The sequence below is a fragment of the Streptomyces sp. NPDC054961 genome, assembly GCF_053609145.1.
The window spans coordinates 61,898-80,166 of sequence record NZ_JBSGWY010000008.1 but is presented as its reverse complement, the minus strand read 5'-3'; the positions used below and the strand labels follow the sequence as shown (position 1 = coordinate 80,166).

The following is an 18,269-nucleotide window of genomic DNA, read 5'->3' as shown; positions in this document are numbered from 1 at the left end:
TGGTCGTTCACCCCCAGCGCGGGGGCGGCGCCCCCCCGCCCCGCGCGGACGGCCCCCAAACCCACGGCCCCCCGCACGGGTGCCCCGGCTCCGGGGCCCTCCCTTTCCCCGCGGGTCCCCCGTCAGACCCGCGGGAGCCTGCGCCTACACCAGATGACAGGCCACCTCGCGAGAGGCGACCGTCCGCAGCAGCGGACGCTCGGTGCGGCAGATGTCCTGCGCCATGGGGCACCTGGGGTGGAAGGTGCAGCCCGGAGGCGGGGCGGCCGGGCTCGGCGGGTCGCCGAGCAGCACGATCCGCTCGCGCCGCCGCTCCGCCGCCGGGTCGGGCAGCGGTACGGCGGACAGCAGCGCCCGGGTGTACGGGTGCTGGGGGTCGTCGTAGAGCGACTTCTTGTCGCCGATCTCCACGATCCGGCCGAGGTACATGACGGCGACCCGGTCGCTGACCCGTTTGACGACCGAGAGGTCGTGCGCGATGAACACGTAGGACAGGCCCAGTTCGGCGCGCAGCCGCTCCATGAGGTTGACGATCTGCGCCTGGACGGAGACGTCGAGCGCGGACACCGGCTCGTCGGCGATGATCAGCCGGGGGCTGGTGGCGAGCGACCGGGCGATGCCGACGCGCTGCGCCTGACCGCCGGAGAACTCGTGCGGGTAGCGGTCCATGTGCTCGGGGATCAGTCCGACGAGCTCCATCAGCTCGGAGGCCCGGCGGCGGGCGTCCGTCGCGGTCCACCCCTGTACCAGCAGCGGGTCGGAGATGATCCGGGCCACCGTCTGGCGGGGGTTGAGCGAGGAGTGCGGGTCCTGGAAGACCATCTGTATGTCCCGGCGCACGGGCCGCAGGGCGGCCGGGGAGAGCCGGCTGATGTCCTTGCCGTCGAACTCCACGCTGCCGGACGTGGGCTCCAGCAGCCGGACGAGCATCCGCCCGGTCGTCGACTTCCCGCAGCCCGACTCCCCCACGAGGCCGAGCGTCCGCCCGGCCTCCAGGTCGAAGGAGACCCCGTCGACGGCACGCACGGGAGCCCCCCGGCGCCCGGTCGCGGTCCGTTTGCCGGGGAAGGCCATGGTGAGGTCGCGCACGGAGAGCAGCGCGCCGTTGTCGGTCCTGGTCATCGGGCCACCTCCGCGCGGGTGCCGGCGTAGTGGCAGGCGACCGTGCGCGACGGCCCGTCGCCGTAGGCGGCGAGCTCCGGCCGTACGTCCTCGCAGCCGGCGCCCGCGCTCGAACAGCGCGGGGCGAACGCGCACCCGGGGGCCGGGGCGAGCAGGGACGGCGGGGAGCCGGGGATGGCCCGCAGGGGCTCGTCGTCGGCGTCGTCGAGCCGGGGCAGGGAGTCGAGCAGCCCCCGGGTGTACGGGTGCGCCGGATCGGCGAACAGCTCGTCCACCGGCGCCTGTTCGGCGGCCCGGCCGCCGTACATGACCAGCACCTCGTGGGCGACCCGGGCCACCACGCCCAGGTCGTGGGTGATCATGACCACGCCGAGGCCGCGCTCCTGCTGGAGCGTGGCGATCAGTTCCAGGATCTGCGCCTGGACGGTGACGTCCAGGGCGGTGGTGGGCTCGTCGGCGATGAGCAGTTCGGGTTCGCAGCACAGCGCCATCGCGATCATGGCCCGCTGGCGCATGCCGCCGGAGAACTGGTGCGGGTACTCCCCCGCCCGGCGGGCCGGCTCGGGGATGCCGACCTCGCCGAGCATGTCGACGGCGCGCCTCCTGGCGGCGGCCCGGCCCGCCTTGAAGTGCACCCGGAAGTGCTCGGCGATCTGCTCACCGACCGTGTAGTAGGGGTGCAGGCTGGACAGCGGGTCCTGGAAGATCATGGCCATCTTGCGGCCGCGCAGCTTGGCGAGCTCCTTCTCTGACTTGGTGGTCAGCTCCTGGCCGTCGAGGGCGATGGAGCCGCCGATCTCGGCGCCCCGGTGCAGGCCCATGACGGCCAGCGAGGTGACGGACTTGCCCGAGCCGGACTCGCCGACGATGCCGAGGGTGCGGCCGGCCTCGACGGTGAAGCCGAGGGAGTCGACCGCGCGGACGGTGCCTCGCGGGGTGGTGAACGTGACGCTCAGGTCGCGCACGTGGAGCAGTGGGGCTTGTGCGGGAGGAGCCATCAGTACCTCACCCTCGGGTCGATGACGGCGTACAGGAGGTCGACGGCGAGGTTCGCGACGACGATGAAGAAGGCGGCCAGCAGGGTGACCCCGAGCACGACGGGCTGGTCGGAACTGACGAGCGCCCCGTAGAAGAGCCGCCCGATGCCGGGCAGTCCGAAGATGGACTCGGTGATGACGGCTCCGGCGAGCAGGCCGCCCAGGTCGATGCCGAAGATCGTGAGGATCGGGGTCATGCCGGAGCGCAGCCCGTGCTTGAGGACGACCGTGCGCTCGGGCATGCCCTTGGCACGGGCGGTACGGATGTACGGCTCGGCCATCGCCTCGATCATCGAACCGCGGCTCTGCCGGGCGTACATGGCGGCGTAGAGCAGGGCGAGCGCGGTCCAGGGCAGCAGCAGGTTGCTCGCCCAGGCGAACGGGTTGTCGGTGAAGGCCTGGTAGGTGGGGTAGGGCAGGAGCCCGGCCACGCGGATGACCCCGTAGATGAGCATCACGGAGGTGAAGTAGACGGGCAGGGAGGCGGCGGCGACCGCGCCGACCATGAGGGCCTTGTCGGTGGCGGTGTCCTTGCGCAGGGCGGCGGTGACTCCCGCGCCGAGTCCGAGGACGAGCCAGAGGACCGCCGCGCCGACGGCGAGGGAGGCGGAGACCGGGAGGCGGTCCATCAGCAGGTCCCACACGGGCAGGGAGTTCTCGTAGCTGTAGCCCAGGCAGGGGAAGTCGCACTGGACGGCGTACTGGCCGGTGCCGAGGGTGCGGCCGGTGAAGATGCCGGTGAGGAAGTCGACGAACTGCCGCCACAGGGGCTGGTCCAGGCCGAGGTACGCGCGTACGTCGGCCAGCCGCTCGGCGCTGCAGGTCTTTCCGCAGGCGGCCGCGGCCGGGTCGGAGGGGAGCACGTAGAAGACGACGAAGGTGACGGCGGCGATGGCGAGCAGGACGCCCACCAGGGCGAGCAGCCGTCGCAGGAGGTAGGGGATCACGTCCGGCCGCCCCTCGGGTCGAGGATGTCGCGCAGGGCGTCGCCGAGCAGGGTGAAGGCGAGGACGGCGAGGAACAGGAAGATGCTCGGTATGACGAAGTACATGGGGTCGGTCTCGTAGAAGGCCACGGACTCGGCGATCATCTGGCCCCAGGAAGGGGTGGGCGGGCGGACGCCGACGCCGAGGTAGCTGAGCGCGGCCTCGGTGCTGATCATCCCCGGGATGAGCAGGGTGGTGTAGGCGATGACGGGGCCCGAGACGCCCGGGAGGATGTCGCGGGTCAGGATCCGCCAGGAGCTCGCGCCGGCGACGCGGGCGGCGTCCACGTACTCGCGGTGCTTGAGCGAGAGGGCCTGGCCGCGGACGACGCGGGCGACGCCGGGCCAGCCGAAGAGGCCGATGACGGCGGTCATCAGGACGATGCGGTTGACGTCCTTGGCCACCGACAGCATCGCGATCATGAAGATGAGGCTGGGGAAGGACATCGTCAGGTCCATCAGGCGGGACAGGACGGCGTCGGTGCGGCCGCCGAAGTAGCCGGCGGCGATCCCGGCGGCGGTGCCCGCGATGACGACGATGGCGGTGGCGGCGAAGGCGATCAGGAGGGAGACCTGGGCACCGTGGACGACCCGGGCGAACAGGTCGCGGCCGGTGACGGGTTCGACGCCGAGCCAGTGCTCGGGGCTGATCCCGCCGAGTGAGCCGAGCGGCTGGCCGCCGAGGTAGGGGTCGATGGCGGACTTGTCGAACTCGTCCGGGGACCAGCCGCCGAGCGCGCCCAGCCAGGGGGCGGTGGCGGCCATCAGGACGAAGAGGAGGACGACGCAGAGGCTGACGCGGACGGCGGGGCGGCGGCGGAGTTCCCGTCGGGCGAGCTGCCAGGGGCTGCTGCCGGGCGGGACCTCCTTCGCCTCCGGATCGCCGACGGCGGGTGCGGTGATGGTCATGGCGCGGTCGTGTCCGGCCTTCAGCCCTGGCTCTTCGCCGGGTCCTTGAGGCCGACCGTGCCGTAGTCGATGGTGCCGGTCCACACCGGGTGGCCGTAGGCGCCCGCGATGTTCGGGCCGACGAGGAGCGGCTTGCGCTCGAGCAGGACCGGGATCGACGGGGACTTCTTCATGATCTCCGCGTCCAGGTCGATCCAGGCCTGGTTGGCCTCCTTGGCGTCGGCCATGGCGTTGATCTCGTCGATGCGCTTCGAGACGGCCTCGTCGCGGAACTGGGCGTAGTTGCCCTGGTTTCCCTTCTCCTTGATGGTGCGGCCGTCGAAGACGAAGGGGAGCCAGGTGGAGCCGGAGGGGTAGTCGGGGCACCAGCCGGCGTAGGTCATGTCGGGGGTGGTGGAGAGGTCGCCGATGACGTCGTAGTAGGCGCCGGGGTCGACGGTGTCGATGACGACCTCGATGCCCGCGCGGGACAGGCCCTGCTGGATGGCCTCGGCCTTGGCCTTGTCCCCGGTGGAGACGGCGAGGGAGACCTTCAGGTGCTCCTTGCCGGCGGCCTTGAGCAGTTCCTTGGCCTTGGCGGGGTCGCCGGAGGCCGGGATCTTCAGGGTGTCGGCCTGCTTGCCGCCGGAGAGGGCCGGGGGCAGGTAGGCGGTGGCCACCTCGTTGAGGGCGGGGCCGCCGCCGGCGGTGATGATCGCCTCCTTGTCGACCGCGTACTGCATGGCCTCGCGGACCTTGGGGTCGTCGAAGGGGGCGCGGGAGTTGTTCAGGTGGAGCATGACCGTACAGCCCTGGGACTCGGCGAGCAGGCGGGCCTTGATCTCGGGCTTGGGCAGGACCTTCGGGGCGCTCTCGGGGCGCATGTTGAAGTACTCGACGGTGGAGGCGTCGGCGCCCTCTCCGGCGATGATGCGGTCGTCGATCTGCCCGCCCTTGAGGCCCATGACCACGACGAACTTGTCCGGGTAGGCCTTGCGGACGGAGTCGGTCTTCTGGTCCCAGTGCTCGTTGCGGACGAGGACCAGCTTCTTGTCGCGGTCGTACGTCTCGATCTTGTACGGGCCCGAGGAGAACGGGCGGGCGTCGTACTGGGTGCCCTTCTCCTGGGACTGCGGGACCGGCGCGAAGGTGGGCAGGGTGGCGGTCTGGGAGAACTCGGCGACGGGGCGCTTGAGTTCGAAGACGATCGTGCGGTCGTCGGGGGTCTTGACGGAGTCCAGGTGCTGGCCCTGGAGCGGGCCCTTGTACCCCTCGCCGCCGGCCAGGTACTGGGCCGCGTAGTCGGGGCCGCCGGTGAGGTCGGGGGCGAAGGAGCGCTCGACGTTGTACTTGATGTCCTGGGCCTTGATCGGCGAGCCGTCCTCGTACTTCACGCCCTCCTTGAGGGTGAAGGTCCAGGTCTTTCCGCCGTTGGAGGGGGTGCCGAGATCGGTGGCGAGGTCGGGGACGAGCTCGCTGCCGGCCTTCCCGGGCTCGGCCTTGAAGGTGACGAGGGTGCGGTAGAGGAGGCGGGTGCCGAAGTCCATCGCCGGCATGACCCAGTTGCGGGCCGGGTCGAGGTGGGCGAAGTCCTGGTTGGACAGGACGGTGAGCGTGCCGCCCTTGACGGGGGTGCCGCCGAGGATCTTGCCCGCGTTCTCGGAGGCGGGGTTGGAGGCGCCCGCGCCGGCGGCGGAGCCCTTCTTGGGGTCGGAGCAGCCCGAGGCGCCGAGTGCGAGTGCGGCCACCAGGGCGGTGGCGAGGGCGAGTTGGGTGCGCTTGGTCATGGGTCACTCCAGTGAAGGGCCGCGCTCTACGATGTGACCGGTAACATAGTAATGTGAAATTGTACTGACAAGGGTTCGGAGCCTCTGTTATCCAGCCGTGTCCAAATCCAGCCGGACGGAGGGGCGTTGGGGCGGTCGCCGCCGGACGGCCGGGCGCCGCGGCGAGCGCTTCGCGCGGGGCGCGCGCCACGCCCCGCGCACGTCACCTCCCGCCCCGTTCGGGGCGTTTCCCGTTTCCCGCGGGCGCCACGGGGCCGGGGCTCGCGCGCACGCAGAAGCCCCGCACGGGTCCACACCAGGGGCGGACACGTGCGGGGCTTCGGCGCACGCCGAGGGCGTCGAGCAGGGGCGAGGGCGGGGCCGGGCCGGGCCCCGGGCTCAGCCCGCCGACCCCAGGGCGGTCGTACCCAGGCGGCCCGGGGTGCGGCCGACCGGTTCGTCCCGGCCCTGGGCCCACAGGGAGCGGACGTGGCCGAGGTGGCGGGTCATGCAGGCCTCGGCCGCCTCCGCGTCGCCCGTGAGCATCAGGTCGAGGAGCTCGATGTGCTCCTCGGCGGAGGAGACCAGCTTGCCCGCCTCGTCCAGGCCGGTCAGGCCGTACAGCCGGGAGCGCTTGCGCAGGTCGCCGACCGTCTCGACGAGGCGGTCGTTGCCCGCGAGGGCCAGCAGGCTCAGGTGGAAGCGGCGGTCGGCCTCCAGGTACCCGATGAGATTGTGCTCGCGGGCGCTGGTGACGATCTCCTCGGCGATCGGCCGCAGGGCCTCCAGCTGCTCCGGAGTCGCGATCTTGGTGATCCGGCCGATGGTCGGCACCTCGATCATCGTCCGCAGTTCGGTGTACTGGTCCAGGTCCCGCTCGCTGACCTCGGTGATCCGGAAGCCCTTGTTGCGCACCGGTTCCACGAGGCCTTCGCGGGCCAGGTCGAGCATGGCCTCGCGCACCGGGGTGGCCGAGACGCCGAGTTCGGCCGCGAGGCCGGGGGCGGAGTAGACGCTCCCGGGGCGCAGTTCACCCGCTATCAGGGCCGCGCGGAGGGCGTGGCCGACCTGGTCGCGGAGCCGTTCCTGGGCCTTGATGAGACTGTTCTGCTTCAGGTCACCCATTGCATTTCCTCCGAGACCGCGCACAACACCGCCGGCGTGCGGAGGAACAGCGTACAATGTCACGTTGCGCCGCGCTCTCCCACGGCCTCGAACATCGCGACCGCCACCGCCAGATCTTCCCAGGCCATGCCCACGCTCTTGAAGAGCTGGGGAGAACTTGCCGCCGCCCCGGCGCCTCCCGGCGTCCGGCCGGAGACCAGATCGGCCAGGGTCGCGCTGATGTGTCCGGGGCCGATGGCTCCTTCCGCCTCCGGCACCAGCAGGTCCCCCGCCTCGCGCAGGGCCGCCGCGCGCGACTCCACGTACACCGACGCCCGGCGGACCAGGGCCGTGTCGACCTCGCGGGCGTCCGGCTCGTGCGAGCCGACCGCGACGACCGTCGCGCCCGGCGCGATCAGCCGCCCGTCGAAGAGCGGTGCGCGGGCCGTCGTACAGCAGATGACCAGGTCGGCGTCGGCCACTTCCGCCGCCGCCCCCGGCCGGGCCGCGACCCCCAGCCCCCGCGCGTGCTCCGCCAGCTCCCCCGCACCCCGGGGGTCCCGGGTCACGACGACCACCTCCGCCAGCCGCCGCATCGCCAGCACCGCTTCGAGGTGCCCGTACGCCTGCGGACCCGCCCCGAAGAGCAGCAGCCGCAGCGGCCGGCCGTCCGGGACCAGGTGACGCAGCGCGAGCGCCGAGACCGCCGGGGTCCGCAGGGCGGTCAGCTCCGCCCCGTCGAACAGGGCCAGCGGCTGCAGGGTGGGCCCGTCCAGGAGCAGGTAGGACCCGGTGATCCGGGGCAGCCCGCGCGCCGGGTTCCCCGGGGCCACTCCGGCGATCTTCACGCCCGCGTACGTCCCCGTCGCGGCCGGCATCGTCAGCAGCTCGCCGCCGCCCGGCACGGGCACGGCGGTGCGCGGCGGGCAGGCCTCCGGGTCCAGCCCGGCCAGCAGGGCGCCGGCCAGCGCGTCCGCCGCCGCGGCCGGGGTCAGCAGGGCGGCCGTCTCGGCTGCCGAGAACTGGCGGATCACAGCAGGAACCCGGTGCCGAGCGCGTCGTACGGGTCCATGGAGAAGGAGTGTCCGCCGGTGCGGTACGCCGCCCCGGTGACCTCCGTGACCAGCCCGTCCGGGGTGGACCCGGCGACCCGGCCCGTGAACACCGAGCCGATCACCGACTCGTGCAGCAGGTCCTCCCCCGTCCCCAGCCGCCCGTCCTCCGCCAGCAGCGCGAGCCGCGCCGAGGTGCCGGAGCCGCAGGGCGAGCGGTCGACCTGCCCGTCGGCGAAGACGGTGACGTTGCGCTGGTGCGGACCGAAGGGGGTGTCGGGCAGTTCCTCGTACAGGACCACCCCGTACACCCCGGAGAGCAGCGGCCCGCCCGGGTGCCAGGTCCCGGGGTGGGTGGCGAGCGCCGCCCGGATCTCCTGGCCGGCCCGGACGAGCGCGGGCAGCGCGGCCCGGGTCACGTCCAGTCCGAGGTCCCGGGCCCGGACGGAGGCGTAGCAGGCCCCGGCGTGGGCGATGTCCACCTCGGCCACGCCGAGGGTGGTGGCCACGGGGACCTTGCGCGCGCTGGTACGGGCCGGGACGTTGCGGAAGGTGACCCCGCTGGTGCGGCCTCCGGCGCGGTGCACGGTCGCACCGACCCGGCCCGAGGGCACGTCGATCCGCACCTGTACGTCCCCGTCGTCGGGGGCCGCGACCCGGCCGCTGTCCACAGCCCAGGCGCCGAGCGCCATGGTGCCGTGGCCGCAGGCGGTGGAGTAGCCGTCCTTGTGCCAGAACAGCACCCCGAAGTGGGCCCCGTCGTCGTCGGCCGGGACCACGAAGCCCCCGTACATCCCGGCGTGCCCGCGCGGCTCCTGCACGAGCATCCGCCGGACGTCGTCCAGGACGCCCCGCCGGGGGGCCGTACCGGATCCCCCCGGTCCGATCGCGGTGGCGCAGCGCTCGGCGACGGTGTCGCCGGGCACGGGCGACAGGCCTTCCGCCAGGGTGTCGACGATCCGGAAGGGCTCCCCGGCGGTGTGGTAGTCCTCGGTCCGAACGGTGCTGGTCACAACAGGAAACCTCCCGGGAAGGGGTCGGACGGGTCGAGGAAGTACTGGGCGGTGCCGGTGATCCAGGCCCGGCCGGTGACGGTGGGCACGACGGCGGGGAGGCCCCCGACCGTCGTCTCGGCGACGAGCCGGCCCGTGAACTCGGTGCCGATGAAGGACTCGTTGACGAAGTCGGTGTCCATCGCCAGCAGCCCCCGGGCGTGCAGCTGCGCCATGCGCGCGCTGGTCCCCGTACCGCACGGCGAGCGGTCGAACCAGCCGGGGTGGATGGCCATCGCGTGCCGGGAACGCCGCGCGTCGGAGCCGGGGGCGGCGAGGTAGACGTGCTTGACCCCGCCGATGGCCGGGTTCTCGGGGTGGGCGGGCCGGTCCTCGGAGGCGTTGATCGCCTCCATGACGGCCAGGCCGGCGGCGAGCAGGTCGTCCCCGCGCTCCCGGTCGAAGGGCAGGCCGAGGGAGTCGAGCTCCACGAAGGCGTAGAAGTTGCCGCCGTAGGCGAGGTCGTAGGTGACCGTGCCGTAGCCGGGGACCTCGGTCTTGAGGTCGAGGCCGACGCTGAAGGACGGAACGTTGGTGAGGGTGACGGCGGTGGCCGCCCCGTCCTCGACGCGGACGTCCACGCTCACCAGTCCGGCCGGGGTGTCGAGCCGGACGGTGGTGACGGGCTCGACCACGGGAACCATGCCCGTTTCGACGAGGACGGTGGCGACACCGATGGTGCCGTGCCCGCACATGGGGAGCAGGCCCGACACCTCGATGAAGACGACGCCGAAGTCGGCGTCCGGACGGGTCGGGGGTTGCAGGATCGCGCCGCTCATCGCGGAGTGGCCCCGCGGCTCGTACATGAGCAGGGTCCGGATGTGGTCCAGGTGCTCGATGAAGTGGAGCCGTTTGGCAGCCATGGTGGCACCGGGGATCACCCCGACTCCCCCGGTGATCACCCGGGTGGGCATGCCCTCGGTGTGCGAGTCCACCGCGTGGTAGATGTGGCGCGTGCGCATCGCGTAGTCCCCCTGGGCAGTGTTAGTTGAGACCCTCGGCGAGGGCCTTCTCGGTGGCGGCGCGGACCGCGGCCTCGATGTCGCCGGACAGCGGGAAGCGGGGCGGGCGGGTGGCGCCGCCGGGGCGGCCGGCAAGGTCCATGGAGAGCTTGATGGCCTGCACGAACTCGGTCTTGGAGTCCCAGCGCAGGAGCGAGTGCAGGGACTTGTAGAGCGGCAGTGCGGTGGCGACGTCACCGGAGACGGCGGCCCGGTAAAGGGTGGCACAGGACTGCGGGAGGGCGTTGGGGTAGCCGGCGATCCAGCCGACGGCTCCGGCCAGGGCCAGCTCGAGCAGGACGTCGTCGGCGCCGATCAGCAGGTCCAGGCCCGGGGCGAGTTCGGCGATCTCGTAGGCGCGGCGGACGTCCCCGCTGAACTCCTTGACCGCGACGATGGAGCCGTCGGCGTGGAGCCGGGCGAGGAGCGCCGGGACCAGGTCCACCTTGGTGTCGATGGGGTTGTTGTACGCGACGACGGGCAGCCCGGCGCGGGCGACCTCGGCGAAGTGGGCGCGTACGGCGTCCTCGTCGGCGCGGAAGGCGTTGGGCGGCAGCAGCAGGACGGACCCGGCGCCGGCCTCGGCGGCCTGCTCGGCCCAGCGGCGGGACTCGGCGCTGCCGTAGGCGGCGACACCGGGCATGACGCGGGCGCCGTCGCCGGCCGCCTCGACGGCGGTGCGGACGACGCGGGCGCGCTCCTCGTCACTGAGGGTCTGGTACTCGCCGAGGGAGCCGTTGGGGACGACGCCGTCGCAGCCGTTCGCGATGAGCCAGGCCACGTGCTCGGCGTACGCGTCGTAGTCGACGCTCAGGTCTTCGCGCAGGGGCAGTGCGGTGGCGACCATGATGCCGTGCCACGGGCGGCGGCGGGTGTCCGTACCGGCGGTGGGCGCGGGGGTGTGCGCGTGGGTCATGAGTGAGCTCCCTAGAGTGGTGTGTGACATTTTACTAGTGGGTATGAGGCGGCCACAAGAGCTGCGGCCGCCTGATCAGTGGTCTTCGGGGGGAAGTCCGGGGCCGGGGCCCTCCGCGGGGAGCGCGGCGAGGTGGCGGAGCGGGACCGGACAGGACAGCGGCCTGCGGTCGGGCGCCGGATCCGCGCCGGCCAGGGCGGCGACGGCCGGGCCGCACATCCGGCCCTGGCACCAGCCCATGCCGGCCCGGGTGAGGAGTTTGACGGTACGGACGTCCCGCGCGCCCAGATCCCGGGCGGCCTCCCGGATCCGGCCGGCCGGGACCTCCTCGCAGCGGCAGACATCGGTGTCCTCGCGCAGCCAGCCGGTCCAGCCGGGGCCCGGCCGGTGGGCGGCGGCCATCGCGGCGGCGAAGGCGCGCAGCCTCGTACGGCTGCGGGTGAGGCGGGCCGGGACGGGCCGTCCGGCGATGGAGTGGGCGGCGATCTCTCCCTCGAAGAGGGCGAGTTGGGCGCCGCCGATGCCGCCGGTCTCCCCGGCCGACCAGATCCCGGGGACGGAGGTGCGCTGGCCGCCGTCCAGCTCGAGGGCGATGGTGGCGTCGGGGCCCGGGCGGGTGGCGCAGCCGAGGCCGGTCGCCAGCTCCAGCTGGGGCACCAGCCCGTGGCCCACGGCCACGGCGTCACAGGGGATGCGACGGGCGGTGCCGGGGACCGGGCGCCAGTCGCGGTCGAGGCGGGCCACGGTGACGGCCTCAACCCGGTCGGTGCCGTGGGCTTCGGTGACGGCGTGCCGGGCGAGGAGGCGGATGCCGTGGCGGAGCAGGGCGCTGCCGTACACGGCGCCTTCGGCGAGCTTGGCGGGGTTGCGCAGCAGGGCCGGGACGTGGCCGGCGTAGCCGGTGTAGGCGGAGGCTTCGACGACGGCGGGCACGCGGGCCCCGGCGGCGGCGAGCGAACCGGCCACGGCGAGCAGCAGGGGCCCGCTGCCGGCGACGACCACGCGTTCGCCGGGGAGCACGAGCCCGCTCTTGAGCATGGCCTGGGCCCCGCCGGCTCCGACGACTCCGGGCAGGGTCCAGCCGGGGAAGGGCAGCTGGCGCTCGTAGGCGCCGGTCGCGAGCAGCACGGCGGAGGCGTGGACCCGCGCGGGGGCCTCCTCGGGGCCGACGACGGCATGCAGGGTCCACGCGGGGCGCGGACGGGCGCCGGGGCCGGCGGCCCGGCCGGGGCCGGGGGCGCCTTCGGAGGTCCCGGCGCCTTCGGGGACCACGGTCCAGACGTGGTGGCGGGGGAGGTACGTGATCCTCCCGGCCTCCACGTGCGCCCGCAGGGCGGCTTCGCGCGAGGCGAAGGCGGCCCAGCCGTGGTGGAGGGCTTCGGGCCGCTCCGCGCCGAGTCCGGGCGCGGGGTGGCGGTAGTACTGCCCGCCGGGCCGCTCCCCGGCGTCGAGGAGGACGACGCGCAGCCCGAGATCCGCCGCGGTGACGGCGGCGGCCAGGCCGGCGGGACCCGCGCCGACGACGGCGAGGGGCGCGGGGTCCGGGCCGTCCCCCGCGGTGGGGAGGTCAGACGGCGAGGTCGTCATGGCCGGTGCCTTCCTGGGTGGTGACGAGGTCGCCGGGGCGGGCGGGGACGAGGCACGCGCGTTGGTTCGGGCGGCCGTTGACGGTCACGAGGCAGTCGTAGCAGCTTCCGATCCCGCAGAACGCGCCGCGGGGGGCGGCGCTCTCCCGGGTGGTCCGCCAGGCGAGGATGCCCGCGGACCAGAGGACGGCGGCGATGCTCTGCCCTTCGTGGGCGGGCAGTTCGCGGCCGTCGAAGCGCAGGATCCAGGTTTCGGCGGGGGCGCCGCCGACCAGGTCGCGGGGCGAGTGGCGCCGTCCCCTCGTCGCTTCGCTCATCGTTGTCCGTTCTCCTCGTTCCTCTGACTGGATCCGTCCGTGGCGCCCCGGGCGCCCGGTCCGTCCGTGGCGTACCGCAGCGCCGGCCGCCGGGTGCCGCCCCGTCGGGTCATGCGAGCGGGGGGTCGAAGCGGGACGGGCGGAAGGGGGCCGGGTCCAGGGGCGGAGCCGCGGCCGTCAGGGCCGCGGCGATCAGGACGCCCGTCGCCGGGGCCAGGCCGATGCCCGCCCCCTCGTGGCCGCACGCGTGCAGCAGGCCCGGGACCCGGGGGTCCGCGCCGATCGCCGGGAGGTGGTCCGGCAGGTACGGGCGGAAGCCGTGGTAGGTGCGCAGCACCCGGACGTCCGCGAGGACCGGGAACAGGGCCGCCGCCTGCGCCGCCAGCCGGCGCAGGGCTTCCGTGGACAACGAGCGGTCGAAGCCCACCCGTTCCCGCGTCGCCCCGATGAGGACCGGCCCGGCCGGGGTGCCCTCGACCACCGCCGAGGACTGCAGCGCCGCCGAACCGCTCGCCACGTCCGCGATGTAGTCCGCGGCGTAGACCTTGTGCCGCACGACCCTCGGCAGCGGCTCCGTCACCAGGACGAACCCCCGCCGGGGCAGTACCGGCAGGGTGACCCCGGCCAGTTCGGCCACTGCCCCGCCCCAGGTCCCGGCCGCGTTGACGACCGCCGGGGCGAGGAGGTCGCGGCGGCCCGTGCGGATCCCGCGGATCGCGCCCGCCGGGCTCCGCAGGACCTCCGTCACCTCTTCGCCGAGGTACACCCGCGCCCCCGACGCCGCCAGCAGCCGGGCCGCGGCCTGGGCGGGCTGGACCTGGGCGTCCTGCGGGTAGAGGAAGCCGCCGGCCAGGTCCGGCGCCGCGTGGGGTTCCAGTGCGCGCAGTTCGTCCGGCCCGACCTCGACGGCGTCGACCCCGGCGGCGCGCTGGCCGTCCGCGAAGCTCCGCAGCGCCTTCACGGTGGCCTCGTCCGCGGCGACGACCAGGCCGCCCTTGGCCTCGTACTCGATCTCCCGCGGGAGATCGCGCGCGAGATCGCGCCACAGGCTCGCCGACAGCAGGGCGAGGTCCAGCTCGGGTCCGGCCTCCTTGTCGGAGACGAGCAGGTTGCCTTCGCCGGCGCCGGTGGTACCGCCCGCGACCGGGCCCCGGTCGACGACGGCCACGGCGAGTCCGGCGCGGGCCGCGTAGTACGCGCACGCGGCTCCGACGACGCCCGCGCCGATGATCACGACGTCCGGGGAGGCCTCGGAGGCCTTGGGGTGTCTCTTGGGCACGACAGTAATATGTCACATTCTTCAGGGAGGGAACAGGCCGGTCCCGCTCGCACGGGACCGGCCCCGGGCGGTCAGCTGCGCAGCGGACCCTCACAGGTGTAGCTGGAGGTTCCGGCCACGTGGCTCGTCCAGATGTCCACCGGACCGAAGGAGCAGTTCATGTCGGCCAGGTTGTTCGAGGCCGCGCCCGCCCGGTCGAGGAGGAAGTAGTCCACCGTCTCGGACATGTCCTTGAAGTTCTGGTCGTCGTCGCGCCACTTCGTCAGGTTCGCCGTGATCCGGCCGGTACAGGTGAACCGCCGCTTGCCGGGGTCGCCGTTCTCCACGCAGTCCGGGTTGCTGGACGTGGCCGCCGCGAAGGTGGACTTCACGTTCGCCAGCGCCGCGTCGCGCAGCTGCGCGTTCGGGGTGAAGGAGGTGTTCGGCACGTACAGCTGGTCCACCTTGGCGATCTGGGCGTCCAGGAAGCGGTCGTAGTCGCGCTGGAGGTACGAGTCCCCGCCCATGCGGTGGCGCCAGGCGTCGAAGCCCGCCGGGTCGTTGGCGCGCAGGTAGCCGTACATCTCCTTGAGCAGCGTGGGGTGCTCGGTCCACAGGAACTCGTAGAAGGTGCCCGCGTAGTTGTAGAAGCGGAAGCCGTCGCCGTCGTAGGTGGCGTGCAGCAGCTGGTCCACGGTCATGCGCGGGCCGCCGCCCGCCGTGTCCTTGATGATGCCCTTGACCAGGGACTTGCGGACGGCGATGCCGTTGTCGCGGGTGCCGCCGTCGAAGAACTCGGCGGTGCCCTCGTCCATGGCGGTCGTCCGGTCGCCCTCGTACCAGGGGCCCTGGCCGAAGGTGCCGGGGACGGCGAAGCGGCCGTTGAGGTAGTGCGTGTACTCGTGGCGGAAGAGCTCCTCGAGGGTGAGGGAGGAGTCCTGGGGGACGCGGCGCTGGTAGGTGTAGAAGGTGGCGCCGTTCTCGATGTAGATGCCGCCGTTGTTCGTCCCGTACCCGGTGAGGAGCGGGTGGTAGTTCTCGTAGTCCGCGCGGGAGGCGTAGAGCACGATGTTCAGCGTGGTGTTCACGTCTCCGGCGAGCGGCTGCTCGGTGCCGAGCATGCGGTGGAACTGGGTCTTGACCTGCTTGCTCGCGTAGTACAGCTGGTCGACGGTGGCCTGGTCGAGGGCGGTGCGGACCTTGATGGCGCCGTTGTCGTAGGTGAAGGTGTTCGGGAAGATCTGCCGCTCGATGTCCTCCTTGCACACCCCGTACGGCGCGCAGGCCCCGTAGAAGGTGAGCCAGGAGACGACCTTCGCCCAGGGCTGGCTGCCGTCGCCGAAGGAGGCCTTGACGGGACCCAGCAGTGCGCCGAGGTCGGCGACGACGCCGGCCTTCAGGCTGTCGATCTGGCCGAAGCGGCCGTACTCGGCGAGGGCGTCGCGCACCACCCAGGCGTTGGGGGTGCCCTTGAGGTGGGTGTAGGCCGCGAAGTCCTTGAAGAGCGCGCGGTACGCGGCGTCGCCGGCCACCGCCTCCTGGAAGGCGGTGTCCCGGTTGCCCGGGTACACGCCGAGGTAGTTGACGGAGAGGGCGGAGAGCACCGCGCCCGCCCAGGACGTGTCCAGGTTCGTCGCGGGGTGCGACGGGTCCATGGTGACCAGGACCTTCTTGATCAGGCCGATCTGGTGCTGGCGCAGACCCGGGGCGCTGCCCGCGTAGAGGGCCTCGCGCAGGGTGCGGGCATTGGTGGGGGTGACGTCGAAGGTGCGGGCGGCCGCGCCGAAGTCGGCGATGGCCCGGCGCATCGCGTCGACGGTGGGGGCGTCGGTGACGTCGATCTCGCCGCGCGCGTGGTCGTGGTAGGCCACGGCGTGCAGGTAGGTGAACATCTCCTCCAGATGGGAGGAGTTGCGGCCGTCGTGCGCGGCGGCCAGCGAGGATATCCGCCGGGAGACGGCCTGGACGTGGGCGTCGGACATGACGGGCGCCAGGCGCGCGTCCCACGTCCAGATGAGGCCCCGCAGGCAGCCGTCGACGGTGACGGACTGGTCGCCGAGGAAGTCGGCGAACTGCTCCGGGGTGAGGTTCGTGATCCCGTCCAGGGTGCAGGGGACGGCCGCGGCGGTGCTCAGGGCGGAGGGGGCGAGCGCGCCGCTCTTCGCGGCGGTCACGGCGGCGGGCCGGGTGACGGGGCCGGGGACCTTGCCGTCGGCTATGGCCTGGTCGCCGGGGGCCGGGGCCGGGGCGGGGTCCGTCTTCGGCGCGTCGGCGAGGCGGTCCACCTCGTCGAACGGGTTCGCGCCCTGGGCGCCCTGGGTACTGGCGGCGAAGGTACCGGGGGCGGTGGCACCCTGGACGCTCACACCGGCTCCGGTCTCGGCGGCCTGCGTCACGGCCTGGCCCGCGGTGGCGAGGAGGGTGACCGCGACGGCGGCGGAGAGGAGGGACGAACGCACGGCTCTGTGCTGGGACACCAAGAACTCCTGGCTGGGAGGGGAGTGGGGGGTGCTGCGTGAACTGGCCTGCTTCACGCGGCGTTTGACGGGGATTAACGTGCCGCAGTGTGAGCTGTAACATAGTAATGTGAAATTGCACTGACAAGACCTCTGCGCCCACCAGTTCGCATCTCCTCGAGGGAGCTCCCGTGACCGAAAACCCCTCCCACCCCGCCGCGGCGCTCCATACCAGCAGCCACGACCTGCCGGTTTCCCCGGAGCTGTCCCGTTTCATGGCGGCGAACTGGGCGGTTTCGTCCCCGTCCGACGCCGGAGCCCTCGCCCCCGTCCGCGCCGTCACCCCGGCCCGCCGCCACCGCCTCTCCGCCCGTTTCCCCGGCGAGCGGCTCATCATCCCGGCCGGGGAGCTGAAGGCCCGCAGCAACGACTCCGACTACCGCTTCCGCCCGTACAGCGCGTACGCCTGGCTGACCGGGCTCACCGGCGAGGACCAGGCGGGCCACGTCCTGGTCATGGAGCCCGCCGGGCCGCACGCCCACGAGGCCGTCCTCTACCTGCGCCCGCGCTCACCGCGCGTGGACGGCAACGAGGAGTTCTACCGCGACCGCCGTTACGGGGAGTTCTGGGTCGGCCGCCGCCCCGACCTGGCCGAGGCCGAGCAGCTCTCCGGCATCCGCTGCGCCCACCTCGACGGCCTGACCGGCGGACGCGCCGTCCCCGCCGGACGCAACGCGGCCACGGACCCGGAACTCGCCCAGGCCCTCTCCGAACTGCGCCTGGTCAAGGACGCGTGGGAGGTGGAACAGCTGCAGCTGGCCGTCGACCACACCACGACCGCCTTCGAAGACGTCGTACGGGAGCTCCCGTACGCCCTCGCCCACCCCCGCGGGGAGCGCTGGATCGAGGGCGTCTTCAACCGCCGCGCCCGCGCCGAGGGCAACGGCACCGGGTACGAGACGATCGCCGCGTCGGGCGCGCACGCGTGCGTCCTGCACTGGATCCGCAACGACGGCCGGCTGAACGGGAACGAGCTGCTCCTGCTCGACGGCGGCGTGGAGACCGACAGCCTCTACACGGCGGACGTCACCCGCACGCTCCCGCTGTCGGGACGCTTCTCCCCCGTACAGCGGCAGGTCTACGAGCTGGTCCTCGCCGCACAGGACGCGGGCATGGCGGCGCTGCGGCCGGGCGCGAGCTTCCGCGACTTCCACCGGGCCGGCATGCGGGTGATCTCCGAGGGGCTCGCCGAGTGGGGCGTGCTCAAGCACGCGGACGGCGACCTGCACCGCCGGTACACGCTCTGCAGCAGCGGGCACATGCTGGGGCTGGACGTGCACGACTGCGCCCAGGCACGGGCGGACGCGTACCTGGACGGGGTACTGGAGGAGGGCCAGGTCCTCACGGTCGAGCCGGGGCTCTACCTCCAGAGCGACGACGAGACCCTTCCGCCCGAGCTGCGCGGGATCGGCGTCCGCATCGAGGACGACCTGGTGATCACGGCCGAGGGCGCCCGCCTGATGTCGGGCGCCCTGCCGCGCACGGTGGCGGGGATCGAGGAGTGGATGGGGAACCTGCTGGAGGGCTGAGGTCCCCCGGAGGGCCGAGGCCCCGAGCCGTCGAGCCGTGGCGGCCCCGGGGGGGGGGGCCGCCCCCGGCCGCGGCGGGGGGCGCGGGGCGGGGGCGTATTAACAAAAGAAGCAGCCGCCCCCGAAATGATTGTTTTTTT

General features: G+C 73.1%; 15 protein-coding genes. 1 reads left to right on the top strand and 14 read right to left on the bottom strand.

Going from position 1 to position 18,269, the window contains the following annotated elements:
- Positions 1–144: 144 nt before the first annotated feature.
- From ACWF9Z_RS10705 to ACWF9Z_RS10640, 14 genes are all read right to left on the bottom strand, one after another.
- On the bottom strand, positions 145–1,122 hold the full coding sequence (locus ACWF9Z_RS10705; RefSeq protein WP_453600028.1) for an ABC transporter ATP-binding protein: 978 nt from the start codon (positions 1,120–1,122) through the stop codon (positions 145–147).
- Positions 1,119–2,120 carry an ABC transporter ATP-binding protein gene (locus tag ACWF9Z_RS10700; protein ID WP_453600025.1) on the bottom strand — a complete coding sequence of 334 codons (1,002 nt, stop codon included), beginning with the start codon at positions 2,118–2,120 and terminating at the stop codon, positions 1,119–1,121. The genes ACWF9Z_RS10705 and ACWF9Z_RS10700 overlap by 4 nt, the downstream gene beginning before the upstream one ends.
- Positions 2,120–3,106: an ABC transporter permease gene (locus ACWF9Z_RS10695; RefSeq protein WP_453600022.1), complete on the bottom strand. Its 987-nt coding sequence runs from the start codon at positions 3,104–3,106 to the stop codon at positions 2,120–2,122. The genes ACWF9Z_RS10700 and ACWF9Z_RS10695 overlap by 1 nt, the downstream gene beginning before the upstream one ends.
- A complete protein-coding gene (locus tag ACWF9Z_RS10690) occupies positions 3,103–4,053 on the bottom strand; it encodes an ABC transporter permease (RefSeq protein ID WP_453600020.1) in 951 nt (316 codons plus the stop codon). The genes ACWF9Z_RS10695 and ACWF9Z_RS10690 overlap by 4 nt, the downstream gene beginning before the upstream one ends.
- 20 nt (positions 4,054–4,073) lie before the next feature.
- On the bottom strand, positions 4,074–5,819 hold the full coding sequence (locus ACWF9Z_RS10685; protein ID WP_453600017.1) for an ABC transporter substrate-binding protein: 1,746 nt from the start codon (positions 5,817–5,819) through the stop codon (positions 4,074–4,076).
- Positions 5,820–6,197: 378 nt separating this feature from the next.
- Complete coding sequence (locus ACWF9Z_RS10680) at positions 6,198–6,923, bottom strand: GntR family transcriptional regulator (RefSeq protein WP_453600014.1); 726 nt, start codon at positions 6,921–6,923, stop codon at positions 6,198–6,200.
- Positions 6,924–6,982: 59 nt separating this feature from the next.
- Positions 6,983–7,936 (bottom strand): ornithine cyclodeaminase family protein, encoded by a 954-nt coding sequence (locus ACWF9Z_RS10675; RefSeq protein WP_453600012.1) that lies wholly within the window; start codon positions 7,934–7,936, stop codon positions 6,983–6,985.
- Entirely contained in the window at positions 7,933–8,967 is a 1,035-nt protein-coding gene (locus tag ACWF9Z_RS10670; RefSeq protein WP_453600009.1) for a proline racemase family protein, read from the bottom strand. Before ACWF9Z_RS10670 ends, ACWF9Z_RS10675 begins: the two co-directional genes overlap by 4 nt.
- Entirely contained in the window at positions 8,964–9,968 is a 1,005-nt protein-coding gene (locus ACWF9Z_RS10665; protein ID WP_453600007.1) for a proline racemase family protein, read from the bottom strand. The genes ACWF9Z_RS10670 and ACWF9Z_RS10665 overlap by 4 nt, the downstream gene beginning before the upstream one ends.
- Positions 9,969–9,990: 22 nt before the next feature.
- Positions 9,991–10,923, bottom strand: a complete 933-nt coding sequence (locus tag ACWF9Z_RS10660; protein WP_453600005.1) for a dihydrodipicolinate synthase family protein — start codon at positions 10,921–10,923, stop codon at positions 9,991–9,993.
- A 75-nt stretch (positions 10,924–10,998) separates the two neighbouring features.
- Positions 10,999–12,510, bottom strand: a complete 1,512-nt coding sequence (locus ACWF9Z_RS10655; protein ID WP_453600002.1) for an FAD/NAD(P)-dependent oxidoreductase — start codon at positions 12,508–12,510, stop codon at positions 10,999–11,001.
- Positions 12,491–12,826, bottom strand: a complete 336-nt coding sequence (locus ACWF9Z_RS10650; protein ID WP_453599999.1) for a (2Fe-2S)-binding protein — start codon at positions 12,824–12,826, stop codon at positions 12,491–12,493. The genes ACWF9Z_RS10655 and ACWF9Z_RS10650 overlap by 20 nt, the downstream gene beginning before the upstream one ends.
- Positions 12,827–12,935: 109 nt before the next feature.
- On the bottom strand, positions 12,936–14,105 hold the full coding sequence (locus ACWF9Z_RS10645) for an NAD(P)/FAD-dependent oxidoreductase (protein ID WP_453599997.1): 1,170 nt from the start codon (positions 14,103–14,105) through the stop codon (positions 12,936–12,938).
- 71 nt (positions 14,106–14,176) lie between these two features.
- Entirely contained in the window at positions 14,177–16,561 is a 2,385-nt protein-coding gene (locus ACWF9Z_RS10640) for a collagenase (protein ID WP_453599996.1), read from the bottom strand.
- Between the two features lie 170 nt (positions 16,562–16,731).
- Between ACWF9Z_RS10640 and ACWF9Z_RS10635 the strand changes: the two genes are divergently transcribed.
- On the top strand, positions 16,732–18,129 hold the full coding sequence (locus ACWF9Z_RS10635; RefSeq protein ID WP_453599994.1) for an aminopeptidase P family protein: 1,398 nt from the start codon (positions 16,732–16,734) through the stop codon (positions 18,127–18,129).
- The last annotated feature ends 140 nt before the right edge of the window (positions 18,130–18,269 follow it).